This window comes from Sanguibacter sp. 25GB23B1 (assembly GCF_040012415.1).
Lineage (GTDB): Bacteria > Actinomycetota > Actinomycetes > Actinomycetales > Cellulomonadaceae > Sanguibacter.
Genome location: NZ_JBDYKL010000001.1, coordinates 187803 through 211246 on the forward strand (window position 1 = coordinate 187803; position 23444 = coordinate 211246).

Annotated in this window: 25 protein-coding genes and 2 riboswitches; of the genes, 18 read left to right on the forward strand and 7 right to left on the reverse strand. The window is 71.8% G+C overall.

The features are described 5' to 3' along the window. Positions 1-141 precede the first annotated feature (141 nt). Positions 142-1512 (forward strand): MFS transporter, encoded by a 1371-nt coding sequence (locus tag ABKW26_RS00905; protein WP_348590514.1) that lies wholly within the window; start codon positions 142-144, stop codon positions 1510-1512. Here ABKW26_RS00905 and ABKW26_RS00910 read toward each other — a convergent pair. Continuing rightward, entirely contained in the window at positions 1454-4120 is a 2667-nt protein-coding gene (locus ABKW26_RS00910) for a molybdopterin cofactor-binding domain-containing protein (RefSeq protein ID WP_348590515.1), read from the reverse strand. The two genes, ABKW26_RS00905 and ABKW26_RS00910, sit on opposite strands and share 59 nt — an antisense overlap. Next, positions 4117-5049, reverse strand: a complete 933-nt coding sequence (locus ABKW26_RS00915) for an FAD binding domain-containing protein (RefSeq protein ID WP_348590516.1) — start codon at positions 5047-5049, stop codon at positions 4117-4119. Before ABKW26_RS00915 ends, ABKW26_RS00910 begins: the two co-directional genes overlap by 4 nt. Positions 5050-5296: 247 nt before the next feature. On the opposite strand from ABKW26_RS00915, the gene ABKW26_RS00920 reads away from it, so the two are divergent. The 3 genes from ABKW26_RS00920 to hemL all read left to right on the forward strand — a co-directional run bounded on the left by ABKW26_RS00920 (position 5297) and on the right by hemL (position 8742). Beyond that, positions 5297-6364, forward strand: coding sequence for a uroporphyrinogen-III synthase (locus ABKW26_RS00920; protein WP_348590518.1), 1068 nt, complete (start codon positions 5297-5299; stop codon positions 6362-6364). Then, the gene (gene hemB, locus ABKW26_RS00925) at positions 6361-7341 is read left to right on the forward strand and encodes a porphobilinogen synthase (RefSeq protein WP_348590520.1); all 981 of its coding nucleotides are present in this window, start codon (positions 6361-6363) and stop codon (positions 7339-7341) included. The genes ABKW26_RS00920 and hemB overlap by 4 nt, the downstream gene beginning before the upstream one ends. A 72-nt stretch (positions 7342-7413) precedes the next feature. Continuing rightward, the gene (gene hemL, locus ABKW26_RS00930) at positions 7414-8742 is read left to right on the forward strand and encodes a glutamate-1-semialdehyde 2,1-aminomutase (RefSeq protein WP_348590521.1); all 1329 of its coding nucleotides are present in this window, start codon (positions 7414-7416) and stop codon (positions 8740-8742) included. Between the two features lie 81 nt (positions 8743-8823). Here the strand turns inward: hemL and ABKW26_RS00935 are convergent, their stop codons facing one another. Further along, on the reverse strand, positions 8824-9327 hold the full coding sequence (locus tag ABKW26_RS00935) for a septum formation family protein (RefSeq protein ID WP_348590522.1): 504 nt from the start codon (positions 9325-9327) through the stop codon (positions 8824-8826). Between the two features lie 120 nt (positions 9328-9447). Next, positions 9448-9678 carry a hypothetical protein gene (locus ABKW26_RS00940; RefSeq protein ID WP_348590523.1) on the reverse strand — a complete coding sequence of 77 codons (231 nt, stop codon included), beginning with the start codon at positions 9676-9678 and terminating at the stop codon, positions 9448-9450. A 114-nt stretch (positions 9679-9792) separates the two neighbouring features. On the opposite strand from ABKW26_RS00940, the gene ABKW26_RS00945 reads away from it, so the two are divergent. The 3 genes from ABKW26_RS00945 (at position 9793) to ABKW26_RS00955 (ending at position 13079) form a co-directional block, all read left to right on the forward strand. Next, the gene (locus ABKW26_RS00945) at positions 9793-10074 is read left to right on the forward strand and encodes a metal-sensitive transcriptional regulator (RefSeq protein ID WP_348590524.1); all 282 of its coding nucleotides are present in this window, start codon (positions 9793-9795) and stop codon (positions 10072-10074) included. A gap of 81 nt (positions 10075-10155) precedes the next feature. Beyond that, positions 10156-10461, forward strand: a complete 306-nt coding sequence (locus tag ABKW26_RS00950) for a heavy-metal-associated domain-containing protein (protein ID WP_348590525.1) — start codon at positions 10156-10158, stop codon at positions 10459-10461. A gap of 137 nt (positions 10462-10598) precedes the next feature. After that, complete coding sequence (locus ABKW26_RS00955; protein ID WP_348590526.1) at positions 10599-13079, forward strand: heavy metal translocating P-type ATPase; 2481 nt, start codon at positions 10599-10601, stop codon at positions 13077-13079. Between the two features lie 22 nt (positions 13080-13101). Here ABKW26_RS00955 and ABKW26_RS00960 read toward each other — a convergent pair whose 3' ends face one another. From ABKW26_RS00960 to ABKW26_RS00970, 3 genes are all read right to left on the reverse strand, one after another. Beyond that, positions 13102-13752 (reverse strand): GNAT family protein, encoded by a 651-nt coding sequence (locus ABKW26_RS00960; protein WP_348590527.1) that lies wholly within the window; start codon positions 13750-13752, stop codon positions 13102-13104. Then, complete coding sequence (locus ABKW26_RS00965) at positions 13749-14243, reverse strand: FBP domain-containing protein (protein ID WP_348590528.1); 495 nt, start codon at positions 14241-14243, stop codon at positions 13749-13751. The genes ABKW26_RS00960 and ABKW26_RS00965 overlap by 4 nt, the downstream gene beginning before the upstream one ends. Positions 14244-14325: 82 nt before the next feature. After that, the gene (locus ABKW26_RS00970) at positions 14326-14640 is read right to left on the reverse strand and encodes an SMR family transporter (protein WP_348590529.1); all 315 of its coding nucleotides are present in this window, start codon (positions 14638-14640) and stop codon (positions 14326-14328) included. A 10-nt stretch (positions 14641-14650) separates the two neighbouring features. After that, positions 14651-14713: riboswitch (guanidine-III (ykkC-III) riboswitch) on the reverse strand. 56 nt (positions 14714-14769) lie between these two features. Between ABKW26_RS00970 and ABKW26_RS00975 the strand changes: the two genes are divergently transcribed. From ABKW26_RS00975 to ABKW26_RS01025, 11 genes are all read left to right on the forward strand, one after another. Further along, positions 14770-15315: an NUDIX hydrolase gene (locus ABKW26_RS00975; protein ID WP_348590530.1), complete on the forward strand. Its 546-nt coding sequence runs from the start codon at positions 14770-14772 to the stop codon at positions 15313-15315. Next, on the forward strand, positions 15312-15905 hold the full coding sequence (locus ABKW26_RS00980; protein WP_348590531.1) for a GNAT family N-acetyltransferase: 594 nt from the start codon (positions 15312-15314) through the stop codon (positions 15903-15905). Before ABKW26_RS00975 ends, ABKW26_RS00980 begins: the two co-directional genes overlap by 4 nt. Before the next feature lie 117 nt (positions 15906-16022). Then, positions 16023-16183: riboswitch (cyclic di-AMP (ydaO/yuaA leader) on the forward strand. Further along, positions 16181-16993 carry a C40 family peptidase gene (locus ABKW26_RS00985; protein WP_348590532.1) on the forward strand — a complete coding sequence of 271 codons (813 nt, stop codon included), beginning with the start codon at positions 16181-16183 and terminating at the stop codon, positions 16991-16993. It overlaps the preceding riboswitch by 3 nt. Before the next feature lie 161 nt (positions 16994-17154). Next, complete coding sequence (locus ABKW26_RS00990; protein ID WP_348590533.1) at positions 17155-17523, forward strand: YbaB/EbfC family nucleoid-associated protein; 369 nt, start codon at positions 17155-17157, stop codon at positions 17521-17523. Further along, positions 17520-17837 carry a hypothetical protein gene (locus ABKW26_RS00995; protein ID WP_348590534.1) on the forward strand — a complete coding sequence of 106 codons (318 nt, stop codon included), beginning with the start codon at positions 17520-17522 and terminating at the stop codon, positions 17835-17837. Before ABKW26_RS00990 ends, ABKW26_RS00995 begins: the two co-directional genes overlap by 4 nt. Before the next feature lie 2 nt (positions 17838-17839). Beyond that, positions 17840-19093 (forward strand): toxin glutamine deamidase domain-containing protein, encoded by a 1254-nt coding sequence (locus ABKW26_RS01000; RefSeq protein WP_348590625.1) that lies wholly within the window; start codon positions 17840-17842, stop codon positions 19091-19093. Then, positions 19090-19350: a hypothetical protein gene (locus ABKW26_RS01005; RefSeq protein ID WP_348590535.1), complete on the forward strand. Its 261-nt coding sequence runs from the start codon at positions 19090-19092 to the stop codon at positions 19348-19350. Before ABKW26_RS01000 ends, ABKW26_RS01005 begins: the two co-directional genes overlap by 4 nt. A gap of 644 nt (positions 19351-19994) precedes the next feature. Beyond that, positions 19995-20666 carry a hypothetical protein gene (locus tag ABKW26_RS01010; protein WP_348590536.1) on the forward strand — a complete coding sequence of 224 codons (672 nt, stop codon included), beginning with the start codon at positions 19995-19997 and terminating at the stop codon, positions 20664-20666. A 124-nt stretch (positions 20667-20790) separates the two neighbouring features. Continuing rightward, on the forward strand, positions 20791-21450 hold the full coding sequence (locus ABKW26_RS01015; protein WP_348590537.1) for a copper resistance CopC family protein: 660 nt from the start codon (positions 20791-20793) through the stop codon (positions 21448-21450). Between the two features lie 80 nt (positions 21451-21530). Further along, positions 21531-22136, forward strand: a complete 606-nt coding sequence (locus ABKW26_RS01020; protein ID WP_348590538.1) for a copper chaperone PCu(A)C — start codon at positions 21531-21533, stop codon at positions 22134-22136. Continuing rightward, positions 22136-23401 carry a Dyp-type peroxidase gene (locus ABKW26_RS01025; protein WP_348590539.1) on the forward strand — a complete coding sequence of 422 codons (1266 nt, stop codon included), beginning with the start codon at positions 22136-22138 and terminating at the stop codon, positions 23399-23401. Before ABKW26_RS01020 ends, ABKW26_RS01025 begins: the two co-directional genes overlap by 1 nt. The last annotated feature ends 43 nt before the right edge of the window (positions 23402-23444 follow it).

Here is a 23444-nt window from a genome sequence, read left to right on the forward strand (position 1 = left end):
GGTTGCTGTCAGCAGGCGCCCCGTCGAGGGTTGCGCCGTAAGACTCGTCAACGTGTATCTACCGGCTGTCGGCCTCCTGCCGACGGGACGACGGCGGCACCCGAGCTATCGCAGCCCCGGCTGCGGTCGTGCGCAGAGGTCATGAAGAACTCCCCCGAATCACCGTCAGAAGCATCACACTCCACAGCTCCCGCATCGACGGAGCCCCGATCCACCGAGGCTGCGGCCTCCCCGCTCGTGCACCACACGGGCCTGCTCTACTTCCCCGTCGCGTTCGTCGCGCGGCTCCCGTTCGCGATGATGGTCGTCGGTGTCCTCACCGTCGTCGTCTCCGCCCGTGGCTCCCTCTCCTTCGGTGGCCTCGCCTCCGCGATGGTGGGCCTCGGTACCGCGTGCGTCGGCCCCCTGCTCGGCGCGGCCGCCGACCGCTTCGGTCAGCGACCGGTCCTCCTCGTGGCCGCGACAGCCAACGGCCTGCTCCTCGCCGGCTTCGCCTGGGCGGTCTACAGCACCGTGCCGAACGGCGTCGTGCTCGTGATCGCCGTCCTCATCGGCACGACCGCACCCCAGGTCGGGCCGATGTCCCGGACACGTCTCGTCCGGATCATCTCCGAGCGGCTCGCCCCCGCGCGGCGCGTCAAGAGCTTCAACTCGACGATGGCCTACGAGTCCGCCGCGGACGAGACGGTCTTCATCGTCGGACCGTTCCTCGTCGGGCTCCTCGCGTCGGTCGTCGCCCCGTGGCTCCCCCTCGTGGCGGCCGGCGCCCTGACGATCGTCTTCGTCACCGCGTTCGCCCTGCACCCCACGAGCACCGTGCAGAGCCGGCACGACGACGACGCGGTCGACGTCGCCCCGCTGCGCGCCCTCCTGCACCCCGGGCTCGTGTCGGTGGTCGTCGGGATCCTCGGTGTCGGCCTCTTCTTCGGCGCGACGCTCACGTCGCTCACCGCGTTCATGAACGAGCAGGGCGAGCCCGAGCGCGCCGGTCTCGTCTACGGCGTCATGGGCGTCGGGTCGGCCGTGCTCGCCCTCGCCGTGGCGCTCTTCCCCGCACGATTCACGCTGCGCGCCCGGTGGCTCGTCTTCGCCGGCCTCGTCCTCGCCGGGACCCTCACCCTGCCCTTCGCCGGGTCGGTCACGCACCTCGTCGTGGCGCTCGCCGTCATCGGCATCGGCGTGGGCCCGACGCTCGTCACGCAGTACAGCATCGGCTCCACGCTCAGCCCGGTGGGTCGCTCGACCACCGTCATGACGATCCTCGGGTCCGCCGTCATCGTCGGGCAGTCGCTCGGCTCCGCCGTGACCGGCGAGGTCGGCGAGACCTTCGGGGCGGCGGCCGCGCTCGCGCTCCCGTCGGTCGCCGCGGCGATCGTCGTGCTCTCCGGGGTGGCGTACTGGTTCGTCGCGCACCGGACCGTCGCCGGTCCGGGCGGTCCCTCCGCGGGGATGCCTACCGTGCCAGCGCCCGCCACACCCGCTCTCGAGACATCGGGAGCTCGGTCAGCCTGACCCCGGTCGCGTCGCGGACCGCGTTCGCGAGCGCCGCGGCGACCGGGTTGAAGGGCGCCTCGCTCATCGACTTCGCGCCGAGCGGACCGATGCTGTCGACCGTGTCCGCGAAGAGCACCTCCGTGCGCGGCAGGTCGGCGATCTGCGGCACGTGATACTCGCGGAACGAGCGTGTGACGACGCGGCCCGCACCGTCGAGCCGCACCTCCTCGTAGAGCGCCGCGCCGATCGCCTGGGCCACGCCGCCCTCGATCTGGCCGCGGAGCTGCTCGGGGTTGATGACCACTCCCGCGTCGGCGGACTGGACGCTCTGGAGGATGCGGACCTCACCGGTGTCGCGGTTCACGGCCACCCGGAAGCCCTGGACGTTGTACGCGACGGAGCGTGGGGTCCCGTCGTGGCTGCCGTGGGCGACGAGCTCGTCGAGAGCATCGAGGGCGCCGGGCTCGGCGCCTCCGGCCGCACCGGGGCGACGCGCGGCCTCCTCGGCGAGCATGAGCTTGAGCCGCTCGGCGGCTAGGACGACGGCCTTGCCGGCGACGACCGAGCCCGTCGACCCGAAGGCTCCCGTGTCGTAGCGGACCACGTCGGTGTCGGACTGGCGGACGCGCACCCGGTCGACCGGGACGCCGAGCACCTGGGCGACGAACTGCTGGTGCACCGTCGTGGTCCCGTTGCCGAACTCTGCAGTGCCGACGCGGACCTCGACGGTCCCGTCGGCGAGCCGTGCAACGCTCGTGTCGGCGAAGTGGCCGCGCGGCGGCATGGTCGCGATCATCGCGAGCGCCGACCCGGAGCCGGTCGACCACTGCGGGCCGTCCGGCGCGGCCGGCCCCTCGGCCGCGCCGCGGGCGAGGGCGGCCTCGGTGAGGTCGAGGCACTGGTCGAGGCCGTAGCTGCCGTGCTGGAGGTCGCTCACCTCGTCCGGGTCGGTGACGACCATCGCTTCCCCGGGCCCGACGACGTTGCGCCGCCGCAGCTCGACCGGTGAGATGCCGAGCTCGCGCGCGAGGTCGTCCATCGCGGACTCGACGGCGAAGACGACCTGGCCCAGCCCGTACCCGCGGAACGCTCCGGAGGGCGGGTTGTTCGTGTAGACGACCTCGGCGTCGACCCGCGTCGCCGGGCAGCGGTAGACGGCGAGCGACTCGTTGAGGCTGTGGAACATGACGCCGCGGCTGTGGTTGCCGTAGGCGCCGGTGTCGCTGAGCATCTCGACGGTCATCGCGGTGAGCGCACCGCCCGAGTCGGCACCGAGCCGCACGGTGACGGCCATCGGGTGGCGCACGGTCGCGACGGTGAAGACGTCCTCACGGGTCATCTCGTACTGCACCGGCTGCCCGGTGCGCAGGACCGCGAGCGCCACGAGGTCCTCGGTGAGGATCTCCTGCTTGCCGCCGAAGCCGCCGCCGACACGGGCGGCGAAGACGCGGACCTGGTCCTGCTCGAGGCCGAGGACGTGGCACAGCTCGTCGCGCACGAGGTAGGGGACCTGCGTGCTCGTCCGGATGACGAGGCGCCCTGCGGCGTCGAGCCAGCCGCGCGCGGCGTGGGTCTCGAGGGCGGCGTGGGAGACGCGCTGCGAGCGCCACGTGCCGCCGGCCGTCGCGTGGGCGGACGCGAGCGCGGCGGCGGTGTCGCCCATCTCGTCGTGGAGGGTGACGATGACGTTGCGGTGCGCCTCGTCGACCCGGTCGGCGGGCGTGCGGTCGGGGTGGATGAGCGGTGCGCCGGGTGCGCGCGCTTCTTCGGGGTCGAAGACTGCGGGGAGCACCTCGTACTCGACGCGCAGGAGATCGCGGGCCCGTTGGGCGGTGGCGAGGTCGTCCGCGACGACGGCGGCGACCCGCTGGCCCCGGAAGCGGACGACCGTGTCGATGATGCGGGTGTCGTCCGGGTCGTCGAGCCGGTTCTCGTGGCGGCCGGTGGAGAAGAGGACGTCCGGGGAGTCGGCTGCCGTGAGGACCGCGCGGACGCCGGGGAACGCCTCGGCCTCGCTCGTGTCCACCGAGAGCACGCGGGCGTGGGCGTGCGGGCTGCCGAGGACGGCGAGGTGGAGCACACCGGTGGTCGTGAGGTCGAGCGTGTACGGCTCGCGGCCGGTGACGACGCGCATCGCCGCGGGTGCGCCGACGGAGGTGCCCATGGGGTTCGTCGTGCCGCTGCAGCGCGGCTCGACGTTGCGGACCCCGTTGATCGCGTCCTCGATCGCCCGGTAGCCGGTGCAACGGCAGAGGTTGCCCTTGAGCGCGTGCGGGAGGTCGGCCTTCTGCTCGTCGGTGAGGACGGACGCGGTGACGACCATCCCGGGGGTGCAGAAGCCGCACTGGAAGCCGCCCGCGGCGGCGAAGGACTCCTGGACGGGGTGCGGGTGGTCCTCGTCTCCGAGTCCCGCGACCGTCGTGACGGCCTTGCCGTCCATGCGGTGCGCCGGGTAGATGCACGAGTGGACGGGTGCGCCGTCGACGAGCACGGTGCACGCCCCGCAGTCGCCGGAGTCGCAGCCCTTCTTCACCTCGACGTGCTCGTGCTCGCGCAGGAGGGTGCGCAGGCACTGGCCGGGGGTGGCCTCAGCGTCGAGGATGACGCCGTTCACCTCGATCTTCATCGCGGGCCTCCGTCGTGTGTCGGCCCGTGCTGCAGCATCGCCGGGGTGCTCTCGAATGCGTTGGCCGAGAGCTCGGCGCGGACCTCCTCGGCGAGGACCGCCGTCACGTGCGCGCGCCAGTCGGGGGCGCCGTGGACGTCGTCGAACCAGGTCTGGACTCCGGCCACCGCCTCGCGGACGGCGCCTGCGGACGGCGGGGCCGCGAAGCGGAGCACGACGGGCGCGGGGGTGCTCGCGGTGACCGCGAGGGTCGTGGTGCCGTCGGCGTCGCGGCGGCCGGTGACGACCGCGCCCGAGCGGCCGAGCGGCGAGAGCGCGATCTGGCGGAAGGCCGTCCGTGACTCGAGCGCACCGCGCGGGAGCTCGATCGAGCGGAGCACCTCGCCGCGGGCGAGCGTGTTGCGGCCCGGGCCGGTAACGAGATCCGCCACGGGGACGCGACGTTCGCCGCCGCCGGGGAGCCAGGTCACGGCGTCGGCGTCGAGCGCCACCGCGAGGGAGATCATCGCGCCCGCGGGCAGCGACAGGCAGACGTTGCCGCCGACGGTCGCGACGTTCCACACCTTCCACGACGCGAGCAGGGCGTTCGCGCACTGCTCGACGAGCCGCAGAGCCGGCCAGCCGGGATGCTCGTCGCCGCCGCGACGGGCGAGGTCGGTGAGGGTCGCGATGGTGCACGTGGCGGCGATGCTCAGGCCATCGCCGGTGACCGTCAGGGGCGCCCAGTCGAGCGCCGTGAGATCGACGAGGCCGCGCACCCGGGTGTCCTCGGTCGGTGCCGCCGACGAGACCTCGGTGTTCTCGGAGGCGAGGTGGTGCTCCGGCTGGGAGTACAGCCACGTGCCGCCGCCGAGGAACGTCTCGCCGTCGGCGAGCGCGAGGTCCGCGCGACCGTGCGCGACGCGCAGCGAGTCGATCACCAGGTCCATGCGAGCACCTCCCGCCCTCGTGACGCTCCCGACGACCTCGTGGCCACCGGCTCACGCCAGAGAACCACCGCAATGTGTCGCCGGTGTAACCAGCCGGAGGCGAGCGCTCGCTCGCACGGCACGACTGTTCGAGACCAGCATCTCCCCCACTCCGCGCGGGGACAATGCCCCGCAGGTCACGACTGCCCCGCCGTGGTCGGCAGGGTCGGCGATGTGACCGTGGGGGCTGTGCGGGGGAGACTGGGGCGTGATCTCTTCGAGCCCGACCTCCCGTCTGGACGGCGTGCGGGTGCTCATCCCCCGGGCGCCAGGGCGCGGTGAGGGCCTGGCCGCCCGGATCGAGGCGGCTGGAGGGACAGCCATCGTCGCACCGCTCATCTCCCGGGCCGACGCGGACGGCCCCGACCTCGCCGCGGTGCACGACGCGGTCGAGGCGCTGAGGGCCGGTGCATACGGATGGGTCGCGATCACGAGCGTCAACGCCGTCTCGGCCCTCGTCGCCGCAGCCTCGCTCGCGCCGTCCCGACCGTCCGGAGCCCCCGCAGGCCCGCCCCCCACCGACGCGCCCGCGGACGCGCCCGCCGGCCTCGGGCTCTCGTCTCGACCTCGGGCGGTTGAAGGCCCGATCTCGGGACAGGTGCCCGAGCTCGACGACGGCAGCGGTAGCAGCAGCACCGGAGACGACAGCGCAGCTCCCGCCCACCGCGCGGGCTCGCTGAGCGGGTGGCCCGTCCGGTGGGCTGCCGTCGGGCCTGCGACCGCTCGCGCGCTCCGGCGCGCCGGGGTCGAGCCCGAGCTCGTCGCCGCCGAGAACTCCGCCGTCGGGATGCTCGCCGAGTGGCCGGTCGCGCAGGTGCCGACACCCAGCACCCGGACCAGCTCCGGCTCCGGCCCGCACGCCTCCACCAGCACCTCCCGTGTCCTCCTCCCCCTCGGCGACCTCGCGGAGCCGACCCTCGAGCACGGCCTCGCCGAGCGCGGCTACACGCCGGTCCGGATCACGGCCTACCGCACGGTCTCGCACCCGGCACCGCCGGGGGTCGTCGCGGACTGGACCGCAGGGCGCATCCACCTCGTCGTCCTCACGTCCGGGAGCGTCGCCCGCGAGGTGGCCCGGCAGCTCGGTCCGCGGCCTGACGTGCTGGCCGTCGCGATCGGCCAGCCGACACGTCGGGCCGCCGAGGGAACAGGGCAGCGGGTCGCCGCTGTTGCCTCGGGTGCGACCGACGACGCGCTCTTCAGCGCGATAATCGATGCAGCCGACCTTCTCCCCACCATGCCGCCCCTGCACACCACCCTCCCGGAGGACCAGTGACCCGCCCCCGCCGCCTGCGCACCACCCCCGCGCTGCGCGCCCTCGTGTCCGAGACCCGCCTGCACGCGCGTGACCTCGTGCTGCCCCTGTTCATCAAGGAGGGCGCGACGCAGCCGGTGGAGATCAGCTCGATGCCGGGCGTCCTCCACCACAGCGAGGAGTCCCTCGCCGCGGCGGTCCGTGAGGCGGCCGAGGCGGGCATCGGTGGTGTCATGCTCTTCGGCGTCCCCACCACGCGTGACGCGACGGGCTCCGGCGCCGACGACCCGGACGGCATCCTCAACGTCGGCATCCGCATCGCCGTCGAGGCAGCGGCAGGGCGGCTCGTCGTCATGGCGGACCTGTGCCTCGACGAGTTCACCGACCACGGCCACTGCGGTGTGCTCGACTCCCGCGGCGGGGTCGACAACGACGCGACCCTGCGCCGCTACGAGGCCATGGCGATCGCCCAGGCACAGGCCGGCGCCGAGGTGCTCGGCCTCTCCGGGATGATGGACGGCCAGGTCTTCGCGGTGCGCAGCGCCCTCGACTCGTCGACCGCGAACGGCGGCGCCGGCTTCCCCGACACCGCGATCCTCGCCTACTCGGCCAAGTACGCCTCGGCGTTCTACGGTCCGTTCCGCGAGGCCGTCGAGTCGACGCTCGAGGGCGACCGCCGCACGTACCAGCTCGACCCCGCCAACCGTCGTGAGGGTTCCCGCGAGTCGGACATCGACCTCCTCGAGGGCGCCGACATCATCATGGTCAAGCCGGCCATGAGCTACCTCGACGTGCTCGCGGACGTCGCCCAGACGTCCAACGTGCCCGTCGCCGCGTACCAGGTGTCTGGCGAGTACGCGATGATCGAGGCCGCCGCCGCGAACGGCTGGATCAACCGTCGCGCCGCGATCGAGGAGTCGATCGTGAGCATCAAGCGCGCCGGCGCCGACCTCGTCCTCACCTACTGGGCGGTCGAGCTCGCCGGCTGGATCAAGTAGCCCCTCCCCTCGGTCCGCGCACCCACCCCGCGCGGCCGCAACCGCTTCCCCGAAACCCACGAACGGACGGCCATGCACGACGACGCAGCGAACCACTCAGCCTTCGAGCGCGCACAGGGCGTGCTGCCCGGCGGGGTGAACTCGCCCGTCCGGGCGTACCGCTCCGTCGGCGGCGACCCCCGCTTCATCGCGTCGGCCTCCGGCCCGTACATCACCGACGTCGCCGGGAACGAGTACGTCGACCTCGTGTGCTCGTGGGGCCCGGCGCTGCTCGGGCACGCGCACCCGGCTGTCGTCGCGGCGGTCCAGGATTCGGCCGCACGCGGCCTGTCCTTCGGAGCCCCGACCGTCGGCGAGGTCGAGCTCGCCGAGGAGATCCGCCGCCGCGTCCCCGCGGCGGAGCGCGTCCGACTCGTCTCCACGGGCACCGAGGCGACGATGACCGCCGTGCGTCTCGCGCGCGGCGCGACGGGCCGACCGCTCATCATCAAGTTCGCCGGCTGCTATCACGGGCACGTCGACTCCCTCCTCGCGGAGGCGGGCTCCGGTGTCGCGACGCAGGCGCTCCCCGGCTCGGCCGGCGTGACCGAGGCGACCGCCGGCGAGACCCTCGTCCTCCCGTACAACGACCTCGACGCGGTCGAGGCTGCGTTCGCCGAGCGCGGCACCGAAATCGCTGCCGTCATCACCGAGGCCGCCCCCGCGAACATGGGGATCGTCCCGCCCGCTCCGGGATTCAACGCCGGGCTGAGACGGATCACGTCGGCGCACGGCGCGCTGCTCGTCCTCGACGAGGTGCTCACCGGGTTCCGCGTCAGCGCGTCGGGGTGGTGGGGCTACGAGAACACGGTCCTCGGCTCGTCCTTCACGCCCGACCTCTTCACGTTCGGCAAGGTCGTCGGCGGCGGCATGCCCGTCGCGGCGATCGGCGGACCCGCCACGCTCATGGACCAGCTCGCGCCGCTCGGGCCCGTCTACCAGGCGGGCACGCTCTCCGGGAACCCCGTCGCCGTCGCCGCAGGTCTCGCCACGCTGCGTGCCGCCGACGCGGCCGTCTACGCGCGGGTCGACGCCGTCGCGACCCAGCTCGGTACCGCCGTCTCCGAGGCGCTCGCCGCCGAGGGCGTGGCCCACCGCGTCCAGTACTCCGGAAACCTCTTCTCCGTGATGTTCGGCGAGGAGGCCGCGGCATCGGGCGTGCACACGTACGCGCAGGTCCAGGCGTCCGACACCTTCCGGTACCCGCCCTTCTTCCACGCGATGCTCGACGCCGGGGTCAACCTCCCGCCGTCCGTGTTCGAGGCGTGGTTCCTCTCCGCAGCGCACGACGACGTCGCCGTCGGGCGGATCCTCGACGCGCTGCCGGGCGCCGCCCGAGCCGCGGCCTCCGCGCGGCGCTGACTACTGGGCTGACGCAGAGGCCCGACCTGCAGCGCTCGTGCACGCAGGTCGGGCCTCGATGATGCTGGGTTCAGTGCTCGATCAGCGTGCAGCGCCCGCGAGCGTCCCGACGACGCCACCCTCAGGGTCGGCGACGAAGCACAGGAGCTGACGGTCGTCGACCGAGTTCCAGCCCTCCTCGGTCGGCGTCAGGGGGAAGTAGTCGAGAGTCGACTCCTCGTAGGACATACCGACGAAGGCGGCGAACTCGGCGTAGCAGAACTCGTCGGCCGCGGTGTCGACGGCGTCCGTGCCGGGGTAGTCACCCTCGGGCATCTCCGTGACGGCGTAGGCCTCGCTGTCGTGCGGCTCGCCGCACGGGATCGTGGGGATCGTCTCGACCATCCCGAAGAGGTCCGCGGAGTTCACGCAGTCGCCGACGAGGACGGAGAAGACGTCGGCCTCGGTCGCCTCGACGATCTCGCCGCTGTCGTCGCGCTCGGGCTCGTCGCTGCCCATGATGTCGTCGACCGCGGAGCAGCCGGAGAGGGCGAGGGCCGCCGCGAGGGCGACGACGACGCCGAGGGAACGGGTGTGAGCACGCATGAGTGTCCTTCTGTTCAAGTTCGAGGGTCGTCGCACGCGCGACGGCCGCTGAACTCTACTGGTCAGAAACGGCGTCCCACCACGGGTTTTCGACACGGTCCGGCAACGATCCCGGGGCGGCTAGCGCGGTCGACGGTCCTGTCGCTGCGCGTTCGCGGCCGCCCACCGGAAGATGACGAACATCGCGATCGCCCACAGGACGAGCCGGACCACGGGGCTGAACCCAGGGAAGAGGACGCGCAGCAGGAGGCTCACGGCGAGGGAGAGGATGAGGGAGATCGCGATCGAGGTCGACGCGCTGACCCGCGTCCCGTCGTTCGAGAGGCCGAAGTATGCGGCGAGCGTCTTCACACCGGTCACGCTACGCCACCCGGCTGCTCCCCACCGCGCGACCCCTGAACCCTGCGCTGGATACCCGGCAGGGGTACCGTAGGCAGAGGAGCACGACGACCAGGAGGAGAGGCGATGGCCGGGTACAGCGGGACGAAGGACGACTATCTCAAACGGCTGCGCCGCGTCGAGGGTCAGGTGCGCGGGATCGCCCGCATGGTCGACGAGGACACCTACTGCATCGACGTCCTCACCCAGATCGCGGCAGTCACCAAGGCGCTCCAGGCGGTGAGCATCGGCCTCGTCGAGGACCACCTCGGCCACTGCGTGGTCGAGGCTGCCCAGTCCTCTGACGAGGAAGGACAGGAGAAGGTCCGCGAGGCGGCAGACGCGATCGCTCGCCTCGTCAGGAGCTGAAACACCTGAGAAGGTAGAAGGATCCGGGACGGCAGCCCGGCGCACGGCACGCACGATCCACGGAACACCCAAGGAGTCATCATGCCTGTCATCACCACCCTCGACGTCAGCGGAATGACGTGCGGCCACTGCGTCTCGGCGGTGACCAACGAGCTCGGCACTGTCGACGGGGTCGAGCGCGTGAGCGTCGAGCTGCACAAGGACGGCATCTCCGAGGTCACGGTCCTCTCCCACGAGACCCTCGACGAGTCCGCGCTGCGGGCAGCGATCATCGAGGCGGGCTACGAGGCGAGCCGCATCGAGGTCGACACCGAAGGACTCGCCACGCAGGCGGCCGAGCAGCACAAGCACCAGGAGGAGTACCGCGCGCAGCACCCGCTCCCCTGAGCGGGCACGACAGATCTGAGCGCGGGCGGCTGCTCGGCCGGCGAGACGGCACCTCCACCTCCTTGACGGAATACCCCATGGGGGTATGGTGTTGAGAGAAGACCACCCACGGTCCGTCGCGCACACCAGGAGCACTCGTGAGCAACCAGGAGACCACCGCCGGCACGCCGCCGGCCCCCACCGAGATCGACCTCGCGATCGAGGGCATGACCTGCGCGTCGTGCGTCGCCCGCGTGGAGAAGAGGCTCAACCAGGTGCCGGGCGTCGAGGCGACGGTCAACCTCCCGCTCGAGTCGGCACACGTCACCGTGCACGGCACGGTCGGCGACCACGACCTCGTCGCCGCTGTCGAGAAGGCCGGGTACGGGGCGCGCGTCACCGGCCGACGCGAACCACGCGCGACCGGACCGGACCGCCCCGAGCACGCTGACCCCGACCACACCGGATCCCGCCACGACGACCACTCGCTCACCGAGATGGCGCTCTCCGGTCACTCGATGGCCGAGGGACACGTCATGGTCGAGGACGAGGACACGTCCGCCCCCACCCCCGACCGGGGCACCTACCTGCGACGCCGGCTCGTCGTCGCCGGCACGCTCGCCGTCCCCGTCGTCGCAGTGTCGATGATCTCCGCACTGCACTTCCCCGGGTGGCAGTGGGTCGTCGCAGCCCTCACCCTGCCCGTCGTCACCTGGGCGGCGTTCCCGTTCCACCGGGCAGCGTTCCGCGCTGCCCGCCACGGCGCCTCGACGATGGACACGCTCGTGTCCGTCGGGGTCGTCGCCGCCACGACGTGGTCCCTGTGGGCACTGCTCTTCGGGGGCGCCGGTGCGATCGAGGAACCGGGCATGTCCGGGATGGGGATGGGCGACGCACCCGAGCTCTACTTCGAGGTCGCCGCCGTCGTCACCGCCTTCCTCCTCGCCGGCCGGTACGCCGAGCACCGCTCCCGGCGTCGCGCCGGTGACGCGCTCCGCTCGCTGCTCGACCTCGGCGCCAAGGACGCCACCCTCGTGGCCGACGAGGGCGGCCGACGCGTCGAGCGCACCGTCCCCATCGCGTCCCTGCTGGTGGACGACCTCTTCACCGTCAAGCCCGGCGAGAAGCTCGCCACGGACGGCGTCGTCGTCGAGGGAACGAGCGCCATCGACGCCTCGCTCCTCACCGGCGAGCCGGTCCCCGTCGAGGTCGGTCCCGGCGACCCCGTCACCGGCGCGACCGTCAACACCTCGGGCCACCTCGTCGTCCGCGCGACGCGCGTCGGCGAAGAGACCACCCTCGCGCAGATCGGCCGGCTCGTCGCGCGCGCCCAGACCGGCAAGGCGCCCGTCCAGCGGCTCGCCGACCGCATCTCCGCGGTGTTCGTGCCCATCGTCTTCGTCATCGCCCTCGGCACCTTCGCCGGCTGGATGGTGTGGGGCCCCTCGGCCGAGGCCGCGTTCACCGCGGCCGTCGCCGTCCTCATCATCGCGTGCCCCTGCGCCCTCGGCCTCGCCACACCCACCGCGCTGCTCGTCGGCACCGGCCGCGGCGCACAGCTCGGCGTCCTCATCAAGGGCCCGGAGATCCTCGAGTCGACCCGGCGCGTCGACACCATCGTGCTCGACAAGACCGGGACGGTCACGCAGGGCCGGATGGCCGTCGAGGCCGTCGTCGGAGACCCGCAGACGCTCCGGCTCGCCGGAGCGCTCGAGACGCTGAGCGAGCACCCGATCGCGCAGGCGATCGCCGCGGCAGCTGCCGACGCGGCGGCGGCGGACGACGTCGCTGCGCCAGACGACACCGTCGAGACCGGTGACGACGGCATCGTCATCGGCTCCGACCAGGTCCTCGACTTCCGCAGCGCGCCCGGCGGCGGCGTCTCCGGCGTCGTGCGGGTGGCGCACTCCGGGCTCGGGATGTCCTCCCGCGTCCTCGTCGGTCGACCCACCTGGCTCGCCGAGGAAGGCGTCGCGTTCGACGCCACCGACCCGTCGACCACGCACCTCGTCGACGCGTTCGCGCAGGCGGAGGACTCCGGTGCGACGGCCGTCGTCGTCGCGTGGAACGGCGCGGCGCGCGGGGTCGTGGTGCTGCGGGACCCGGTCAAGGACACGTCGGCCGAGGCCGTCGCGCAGCTCACCGCGCTGGGTCTGCGGCCCGTGCTGCTCACGGGCGACAACGCCGGTGCGGCCCGCGTGGCCGCCGCAGCCGTCGGCATCGACCCGGCCGACGTCATCGCCCACGTGCTGCCGCACGAGAAGGTCGAGGTCGTCGACCGGTTGCGCGCCGAGGGCGCCACGGTCGCGATGGTGGGTGACGGCGTCAACGACGCCGCAGCGCTCGCCGCCGCCGACCTCGGGCTCGCGATGGGTACCGGGACGGACGTCGCGATCGAGGCGAGCGACATCACGCTCGTCCGCGGCGACCTCCGCAGCGCCGCCACCGCGATCCGGCTGTCCCGCCAGACGCTGCGCGTCATCAAGCAGAACCTCTTCTGGGCCTTCGCCTACAACGTCGCCGCCATCCCGCTCGCTGCAGCCGGGCTGCTCAACCCGATGATCGCGGGCGCCGCGATGGCCGCCAGCTCGGTGCTCGTCGTCGGGAACTCGCTCCGGCTGCGCACGGCGGGGCGGTAGCCGCGCCGCGCGCCTCGAGCTGCTACCCGAGCGGCGCGCGTCGGGCCAACCGGTGCTCCAGGCCCTGGCGCACCATCGGCCACTCGTGCTCGAGGATCGAGAACACGACCGTGTCCCGGAGCAGGCCGTCCCGGCTGCGGGTGTGGCTGCGCAGCACGCCGTCCTGCTTCGCGCCGAGGCGCGCGATCGCCTCGCGGGACTGGTGGTTGAGCCAGTGCGTGCGGAACTCGACCGCCGGGCAGCCGAGGGTCTCGAACGCGTGCGCGAGCAGGAGGAGCTTGGACTCGACGTTGGTCCCGGTGCCGTGGACGGAGGCGGCGTTCCACGTCGAGCCGATCTCGACGCGCGGGGTGGCGGCGTCGATGTTCATGTAGGTGGTCATGCCGATGACGCGGCCGGGCTCGCCCGTCCCAGGGTCGATCAGGCGCGTCGTGAACGGCAGCATCGAGCCCGACTCCTGGAGCGCGAGGCGGCGGTCGATCTCCCCCGCCATCTCCTCCGGAGTCGGGACCGAGGTGTACCAGAGGCGCCACAGCTCGCCGTCACGTGCGGCCGCGACGAGACCGTCGTGGTGCTCGTGGCGCAAGGGCTCGAGCACGACGCGTCGGCCCGTCAACGTCACCGGCGTGATGCCGGCCGGGGCGCTCGCGCCCGCCCGTGTCTCGGGGCTCATCCGCGGAGCACCGAGTCGAAGAACGCGTCGGTGCGCAGGACGAGCCCGGCGATGCGGTCGGCGACGACAGCCTGCGGGTCGGGGCGCAGCGGTTCCGGCGGGGGCAGGACCCGGACGTTCGTGGAGCACACGAGGTCGCTGCAGATCAGCGTGCCGACCGTGTTGAAGTCCCGGCCGGCCTGGCCCGCGCGCCGCGCAGAGAACAGCGACACGTCGTCCGTGCTGTGCAACGACTGGCACAGCTGGCACAACGACGACCGCGGACGGACCCCGGAGGAGTCCGCCTTGCGCAGGATCACCCCGACGGGTCGGTCGTCGCGCCACCCGACGATGTATCCCCGCTGCGGGGCTCTCGGGTCGCGCCACGAGAGGTAGTCGAGGGTGTCCCAGTCGAGGTCGGGGAGGCTCGCAGGGAGGACGATGCTCGCGGCGTCCTTGCGGGAGCCGTTGACGACGGACCGGCGGATCTCAGCTTCGGTCAGGGGCTTCACGTCGTCCACCCTAGGCCGAGGGTGCAACTCAATTTCTGACCCCCCACCTGCGGGGCCGGGGTCCGGAGGGGCCGACAGCCCGTCAGTGGAGGAGCTTCAGGCCGATGACGCAGCCGACGATGCCGAGCACGAGGAGGATCTTCACGAGGGACACGGTCTCGGTGCCCGTGGCCATGGCGTAGGAGACGGTGAGGACGGCGCCGATCCCGACCCACACGGCGTACGACGTACCGACGGGCAGCTCGCGCATCGCGTAGGCGAGGCCACCCATGCTCAGGACGAGGGCGATGGCGAAGACGATCGACGGGCCCAGGCGACTGAACCCCTCGGACTTCCCGAGAGCGGTGGCCCACACGGCTTCGAGGACTCCGGACACGACAAGGATGAACCAGGACATCACTGCCTCCAAGGCGCCGTCTTGTCGCACACCGGGTACGGCACCGCTCGTCCGGGAGCCCTCAGGGCTCTGGTCCCAGCGTCTCACACGGGCGTCCTCGGTGCCGAGGCCCTCTGCGAGACTGGCGTGATGAATCCTTGGACCACCCGCGAGTCGACCGTCGTCTACGAGAACCCCTGGATCCGGGTTCGTGAGGACGCCGTCGACGGTCCGGACGGCACCCCGGGCATCTACGGCGTGGTCGAGGTCCGCCACCCCGCCGTGTTCGTCGTCCCGCTGACGGACGACGACGAGGTGGTCCTCGTCGAGGTCGCGCGCTACGCGACGGGAACGCTCTCGCTCGAGGTGCCTGCCGGTGGGTCCGACGGCGAGGACCTCGTGCTCGCCGCGCAGCGCGAGCTCCGCGAGGAGACGGGCCTGGCTGCGACGTCCTGGCAGCGCGTCGGCACGATGTTCGCTCTCAACGGCGTGTGCGACGCGATCGAGCACGTCTTCCTCGCGCGCGGTCTGCGCACGGCGGACGAGGCGGCCGAGCAGGCGGCCGAAGGCATCACGGGCACACGGACGGTGCCCTGGTCCGAGGTCATGGGACTCGTCCAGGACGGGACCATCACGGACGGCGAGACGGTGGCCGCACTCATGTACGCGGCGATCGCCCTGGGCCGCGTCTCATGACGCGCGCACGCGTCAGCGCTCCCCCTACTCGTCTGGTCACGCTCGCCGACGCCGCCCCGCTCGCGGCCCTGCTCACCCGGAACCGGGAGTTCCTCGCGCCGTGGGAGCCGGTGCGGCCGGACGCGTACTTCACGGAGCGCGGGCAGGCCCTCGTCCTCGGTGCAGTGCTCGAGCAGCACGCGAACGGGACGTGCATGCCGCGCGTCGTCCTCGACGAGGCGGGTGAGGTCGTCGGGCGGATCACGCTCGACGGGATCGTCCACGGTGCCTTCCAGTCGTGCAACGTCGGCTACTGGGTGAGCGAGCACGCGAACGGGCGCGGTCTGGCGACCGCAGCCGTCGGCGACGCGGTGCGGGTCGCGTTCGACGAGCTGGGGCTGCACCGCGTGCAGGGCGTGACGCTCCTCCACAACGGCGCGTCGCAGCGAGTCCTCCAGCGCAACGGGTTCGTCCGCATCGGCACGGCACCCGAGTACATCGAGATCGCGGGTCGCTGGCAGGACCACGCGATGTACCAGGTCATCCGGTCGTCCGTCGGCGCGACGCACGGGCTCGCGGACCGTTTCCACCCGGACTTCACCCGCTCCTGAGCGACTTCACCCGTGACCTCCCCGTGACATACCCGCGGTAGGCGACATATGTTCGGAGTGCTTCACACGGCGACCGCCACGTGAGGTGCTCGAGCGGACGTCTAGTCCTGCCACCGCCCCGAGCCATCGACGACACCCTGGCAGGGATGGGGGACCCAGAACTGGGCACTGCTCGCAGTGCTCTCGGGGTGAAGCCGCGCGGACTCGATCCGGCGGCCGGGCGCTGTTCTCCAGCCCGAACCCGACAGCTAACCTCGTAGGCGTCATGGAGAGACATGTCTGTACGACCGCGCCCTGCCCAGCACCGCTCTGACCAGCGGGCACGCACCCCTCTGACCGACCTCGCAGCGAGCGCGAGCACCAACGCGAGCGTCATCGGCCGACGCACCGCCCTCGCCGCCGCGTCCTCGGGTCTCCTCGTCTCCCTCATGGGCGCCGCCCCCGCGAGCGCCGCACCCGTGTCGACCGCGACGAGCACCGTCGACCTCGACGCGCTCACCACGCAGGCACGCGCCGCCCTCGAGACCGCGCCGGCCGTGACGACCGCAGTCGACGCCTCCTGGTCCGTCGAGCTGACGAGCATCACCGTCACACCCGCCCCGGAGCCTGAGCCCGTCGTCGAGCCCGAGCCGGAGCCCGCTCCCGCCCGCGCGACCACGTCGCGCTCCGCCGAGCGCGTCGCAGTCGGCGCGACGACCGTCGAGGAAGCCGCACCCGTCGTCGAGGCGACGCCCGCCGCGGCGCCCGCGTCGGCGAACGGCAGCTCGATCATCGACGCGGCCAGCAAGCTCGTCGGCATCCCGTACGCCTCCGGTGGCACGACGACCTCGGGCTTCGACTGCTCCGGCTTCACGTCGTATGTGTTCGCCCAGGTCGGCATCTCCCTCCCGCGCACGTCCAGCGCGCAGGCCGGAGTCGGCACGGTCGTCTCCCGCGCCGACGCCCAGCCCGGCGACCTCATCTACTCCCCCGGCCACATCGCCATCTACGCGGGCGGCAACACCCAGATCGACTCGCCGCGTCCAGGGAAGACCATCCAGTTCCGCGAGATCTGGCAGTCGAACCCCACGTTCATCCGCGTCGGCTGATCGCGGCAGACGACGCGCACAGGCCGTGCGCGCTGGGCCCGGACCGTGCACACGGTCCGGGCCCTTCGTCGTCATCAACCGGACGAAGCCCCTTCAGCAAGCCCGTGACCGGGGACTTCTCCCCGTAGACCGGCCGGATCGATCGCCCTAAGGTCATCGCTGTGACTGCCTTCCACGACCCAGACGCGGCGCTGGCCAAGATCGAACGTGACATCGAGATGGCGCAGGAGCGAGCCGCGAGGGCTGTGCGTGCACGGCAGGAGATCGACCAGGTCCGCGGGACCGCGAGCAGTCGCCGGGGCGAGGTGACCGTCCAGGTGGACGCGACCGGAGTCCTCGCGTCGCTCCGGCTGACCGACGACGCCCTCGACCTGGGTCCTGACCGGTTGGCCGAGCTTATCCAGGACACCGTCCGGGCGGCATCCCGTGACGCCGCACAGCAGGCGCTGCGGGTGGCGGATGCCGAGTTCGGCGAGGGCTCGCAGTACACCGCGCACCTGCGCACCGAGCTCGACGCCCGCACGCGGTGAGCGCCGGCGCAGAGTACGAGGTCTCTCTCGACACGCTGTTCAACCACGCGGCGCACGTCCAGTCGGTCGCCGACGATGTCGCGCTGGCCGCCGACGCCGCGAGTCACGTCGATCTCGACGGTGGGGCGTTCGGGGTCCTGTGCTCGTTCCTGCCCGTGTTCGTCAACGACGCGGAGACAGCCACCGCGGGCGCCGTCCTCGCGGCAGCGCAGACGCTCGACGCGATGGCCGAGGGCGTGCGGGGCATGGCCCGCGACTTCGGAGCAGCCGACGACGCTGTCTCGCTCAGGTTGTCCGGGATGGTCACCCCGTGACGATGAATGCGCTGGTGGCACCGCCCACCGAGTCGTCGGCCCTCGCCGGGACGTTGCTCATCGAGTCGGTGAACGATCTCGCGACCGCCCTGGACAACGAGGACTGGCTTGCCGCTGGCCTGGCCGGCGTCGGGACGGCGCTGGACACCCTGGCGGCGGTCTCCGACCCGCTCGGCACGCTGATCGGCGCGGGCCTGGGCTGGGTGATGGAGCACCTGGAACCGCTCAAGGGGTGGCTGAACGACCTCACCGGGGATGCGAACGCGGTGGCCGGCTTCGCGGCGACGTGGGACAACATCGCCGCCCAGCTGGACACCTCGGCCTCGGACCTCGAGCACGTCACCCAGACCGACCTCGAGCTCATGAGCGGTGCGAGTCTCGCGGCCTACACGCTCTATGCCCGAGACATGACGATGCACCTGCGTGCCGTCTCCGGGTCGTCGGCGTCGGTCGCATCGAGCCTGCGCACGTGCGGCATGGTCGTGCAGATCGTCCACGACCTCGTCCGCGACACCCTCGCCGAGCTCGCGGGCGCGATCATCTCCTGGGCTGCAGAGATTGCCCTGACCGTCGGCCTGGCCACCCCGTGGGTCATCGAGCAGATCACCACCCGGGTGGCGTCGCTGACGACACGCGTGGGCCGGTCCGTCTTCGACGTCACGTCCTCGGCGAAGGCGCTCAAAGAGCTCGTCCTTGCCCTGAAGAAAGCCATCGACGACCTCGCCGAGAACCTGCGTATCGGCAAGCCGAAGACTCAGGTGGCGGACTCCCCGAAGGCAGCCGCACCCGCAGACTCCACCATCGGCCCGGCCGCTCGGCCGCAGTCGCTCGATGAGATCCAGGCATGGCTGGGGGATGTCAACCCTGGCTACATCAAGGATCCCGACGGCCCCCACTCGATCAACTGCGGGAACTGCACCCTCGCGGTCCGCAGCCGCCTCGGCGGCGGTCCGGTGGGCGAGGCAGACCTTGGAACCCTGCGGGTCTCCGAGATGGAAGCGTTCACAGGTGTACCCCAGGTGAAGATGTCGCCGGACGAGATCGCCGATGCTCTCAGGGCCGGAGGCGCGGGATCGCACGCTGTCATCGGGATCGACCGCGCGCCCGGCATACCCGGGCACTGGTTCAACGCGTACTTCGACGGTAGCAGAGTCGTTGCAGTCGACGGCCAGACGGGAACGATCTCAGGCTGGCCGCCTAACATGGGCGCTCTGCACTGGGATGCTGCAATCTGGACACGGAAGGACACCGCATGACGATCGACGGTCGGGAGGGTGCCAGGCGTGCGAGCGCATATCTGCGGTATCCCTACGAGGAAGCCCTGGAGAGCCTTCGCGAGGTACCCGAGATCGACGGGTTCTATTTCGGACAGTCTGGACGAGGTGGCGGGCAGGTCCTCATCGGCCGCGACGGCACGGTGCTGTTCGGCGTCTCGGCACTGACCATCCAGGACATGATCGCGCGCTGGAACGACGGTCGCCGGACTGACCCCGCGGCATTCGCGATCGAGTGACACGGGGGCGCAGTCCGAGACCCAGAGACATCGGTTCGCCCAAGCTCGTTCACTCACGCCCTCCTGTGTCGCCCTGACCCGCTGCCGCAGGCTCGTCTTGAGCTTCGCCGGCTCAGTACCCGCATGGGTCCTGGTCGAAACTCTGATCTAGTGCAGAGAGGCACGTCGTGGTTGACGATTCTATTACCGCTTCTTCACAGCTGCAGGCCCTCAACCAAGAGACGATCCAGCTTGGCTACCAACCGGGCATGGACTTCGCCATCTGAGGGATACGGCAAGGACTCAGCAGCGAGATCCTCATCCTCACCGAAGAAGACGATTCGTACGTCGTCTACTACCAGGACATGGGTCGATCACGCGAGGTGGCGCGTTCCTCAGACCTGGATGTCATCAGGACGCAGTTCTTCGATCACCTCGCCGACCTGGCAGGCCCTCGCGGCCGTGGACCCTGGGCCGGCCGCAAGCGCCCGTCGCCGTACGAGGGCATGTCTGTGGACGAACGCGTGGCAGCGCTCCGCAAGCTCGGGTGGTTCCCCACCCTCGAAGAAGTCCGCGCACGAGAGCAGGCGCGCCACCTCCCCCCGGCAGATCTCGATAGCCCGTCAGGCCCAGCAGACCCAGCACCGTCGCCTAGGATCTAGGTCATGATCAGTCCGGGTCGCAGCGTGGTAGCACCGCGCTCCCCGGCGTCTCGATCGGCCCGTGCGACGCGCGGTGTCAGCGCCGCTGTCTTCTCGACGTTCGTCGCGCTCCTCTCGCACGTCCTTGCCGGCGGCCAGGTGCCGGGCGTCCTCGGCATCGTCGTGCCCCTCGTCCTCGCGACGTCGGCGAGCGTAGCCCTCGCGGGACTGCGCCGGTCGTGGCTGCGGCTCTCCGGCTCGGTCGCACTGAGCCAGCTCCTCTTCCACACCCTCTTCGTCCTCGGGACATCGGGCTCAGCATCGGTGCACGCTGTCGGGGACGCCGGCTTGCACGCGGCCCACGGCGCGCAGCCGGCGCTCATGGTCATGTCCGCGGGCGGGTCCACCGCCGCGCACACCGGACACAGCGACGGATGGATGTGGCTCGCGCACGCCCTCGCGGGGCTCGTGACGGTCGTCGTGCTGCACCGCGGCGAGGCCGTCCTCGCCCGCCTCACGCACCTCTCCAGCCGGGTCATCGCCTTCCTCCTCCCGCCGGTCGTCCACGTCGTCACGCTGCCCACGCACCCGCGCACCGCACTGACGAGCACCTCAGGGGTCTGGATCCCGGTCCTCCGGTCGGTCGTCTCCTCAGGCGTGGTCCGTCGAGGTCCGCCAGCACTGTCGCTGGTCTGAGTCCTCACAGCACACGCCCCCGGGCCTCGATCGTCGCGCCCGGCCCCGGCGGTGCTGCCTGACGCGTCTGCGCACCCGGCCTGATCGCGCCCTGCGCAGACCTTCCCTCGAAGGTCGTACCTGCATGACTGCTCTGTCTCTTCGTGCTGCCCTGCGCACGGCCGGGACGGGGGCGCTCCTCGCGCTCCTCGTCACCGCCGGCGCCACGGCAGCCGCCGCGCACGACGAGCTCCTCGACTCCTCCCCCGGAACCGACGAGCACCTCGACGTCGCACCCACGCACGTGACCCTGAGCTTCTCCGACGAGATCCTCACCATCGGCCCCGCCGTCATCGTCGCCGACACCGACGGCACCACCTGGACAGCCGGTGACCCGACGCTCGAGGGCTCAGCCGTCGTCGTCCCTCTGGCCGACGACGTCCCCGACGGGTCGTACGAGATCCGCTGGCGGGTCGTCTCCTCCGACGGGCACCCGATCTCCGGGCTGGTCCCCTTCACCATCGGGGACGCCACGGAAGTCGAGCCATCAGCACCCTCCGAACCCACCGCGGCACCCGAACCAGCGCCGTCGGCACCGCCTGCAGCCGAGGCACCGGACCAGGACGCCGCCGGCACTCCAGCCGACTCGTCGACGTCACCGTCGTGGCTGCGTCCTGTCCTCGTCGGTGCAACAGGTGCGCTCGTCGCGACGAGCCTCTTCTGGGTGTCGTCACGCCTCACGCGGCGTCGCACGGCCGCTTCCAGCACCGCCACCAGCATCACGCCGAGCGACGGTCCCGCGTGATCCGCCGCCCGACCGTGCTCAGCGCCGTCGCGTCCCCGACGCCTGCACGCCCACTCTCCGCTCTCCCGAAGGAATCCCTCATGACTGCACGACTGGCCACGCCCTCCGTCGCTCTCGCCGCCGCCGTCCTCCTCGCCCTGACCGGGTGCGCCGGCTCCGACACGGCCTCCGACCAGCCCACCACGTCGCCCACGACCGCCTCGTCCGCCGACTCGTCGAGCACCGCGGCCGAGTCCGTGACGATCGAGGACGCCTGGGTCAAGGCGGCCGAGAGCGGCATGTCCGCCGCCTTCGGTGACCTGACGAACTCCGGCACGCAGGACGTCACCGTCACCTCGGTGACGACGTCCGCCTCGACGATGGTCGAGCTCCACGAGACGGTGGAGGACGAGAGCGGCGAGATGGTCATGCGCGAGAAGGACGGCGGGTTCACCATCCCCGCCGGTGGCGAGATGCTCCTCGAGCCGGGCGGGAACCACATCATGCTCATGGACCTCGTCGAGCCGCTCGTGCCGGGCGCTGAGGTCACGCTCACGCTGACGTTCTCCGACGAGTCGACCGTCGAGCTCACCGCGCCCGTCAAGGACTACTCGGGAGCGAACGAGAGCTACGAGGAGGGCGAGACGGACATCGGTGAGACAGACATGGACGACATGGACGACACCGAGATGGACATGGGCGAGTGATGTCGAGCGACCAGCCCACCCCGGAGGTCGGCCCTGGTCGCGGCGGCCCGTCCCGGCGACAGCTCCTCTTCGGAGGGGCAGTCGCCGGTATCGGTGCGGTCGCCGCGATCGGTGCGGACGCGCTCGCCCAGTCGGCCGACACCGACACCGGCACGCGCCCGAGCGACGCCGAGGAGGCTCTGCACGGGGCGAGCACGATCCCGTTCTACGGCACCCACCAGGCCGGGGTCGAGACCTCTCCGCAGGCGCACGCGACCCTCGTCGCCCTCGATCTGCGCCCCGACGTCGACCGGGAGGCGCTCCGCCGACTGATGACGGTCCTCTCCGACGACGCGGCGCGCCTCACCCAGGGTGTCGAGGCGCTCGCCGACTCGGAGCCCGAGCTCGCCCACGTCCCGGCCCGCCTCACTGTGACGTTCGGTTTCGGGCCCGAGCTCGTCCGGCGCGGCTCCACAGGGGCCGCGGACGGCGCGGCGCTGCCCGAGTGGTTGCAGCCTCTGCCACCGTTCACCGTGGACCGTCTCGAGGAGGCGTGGTGCGGCGGCGACCTGCTGGTCCAGATCTGCGCGGACGACTCGTTCACGGTCGCGCACGCCCAGCGGATGCTCCTCAAGGACGCACGGAGCTTCACGACGGTCCGCTGGGTGCAGACCGGGTTCCGGCGGGCCCACGGGTCGGAGACGTCGGGCACGACGATGCGCAACCTCTTCGGCCAGGTGGACGGCACGGTCAATCCCGCGCCGACCACCCCGGACTTCGCGGACCTCGTGTGGATCACGGACGGGTGGCTGGCCGGCGGGACGAGCATGGTCGTCCGGCGGATCCGCATGGACCTCGACCGGTGGGACCGCCTCGACCGGGGCGGGCGCGAGCAGTCCACCGGTCGCTTCCTCGCCACCGGTGCTCCGCTCACCGGCACGGCCGAGCACGACGAGCCCGACTTCGCGGCGACCACCGCGATCGGCTTCCCCGTCATCCCGGAGTTCTCGCACATGCGTCGCGCTCGCTCCGAGGACACCTCCCAGCGGATCTTCCGGCGCGGCTACAACTACGACGGCGTGCCCACGGGAGACGAGGTGTCGAGCTCCGGACTGCTGTTCGTCGCGTTCCAGGCCGACGTCGACGCCCAGTTCGTCCCGCTCCAGCGTCGACTCGACGAGCTCGACCTCCTCAACGAGTGGACCACGCCGATCGGGTCGGCCGTCTTCGCGATACCGCCAGGCTGCGCCGAGGGCGGGTTTGTCGGCGACACCCTCCTCGCGTGAGAGGGGCACACCGACCTCGCTCCTGGATGCCGGACCCGCGTCT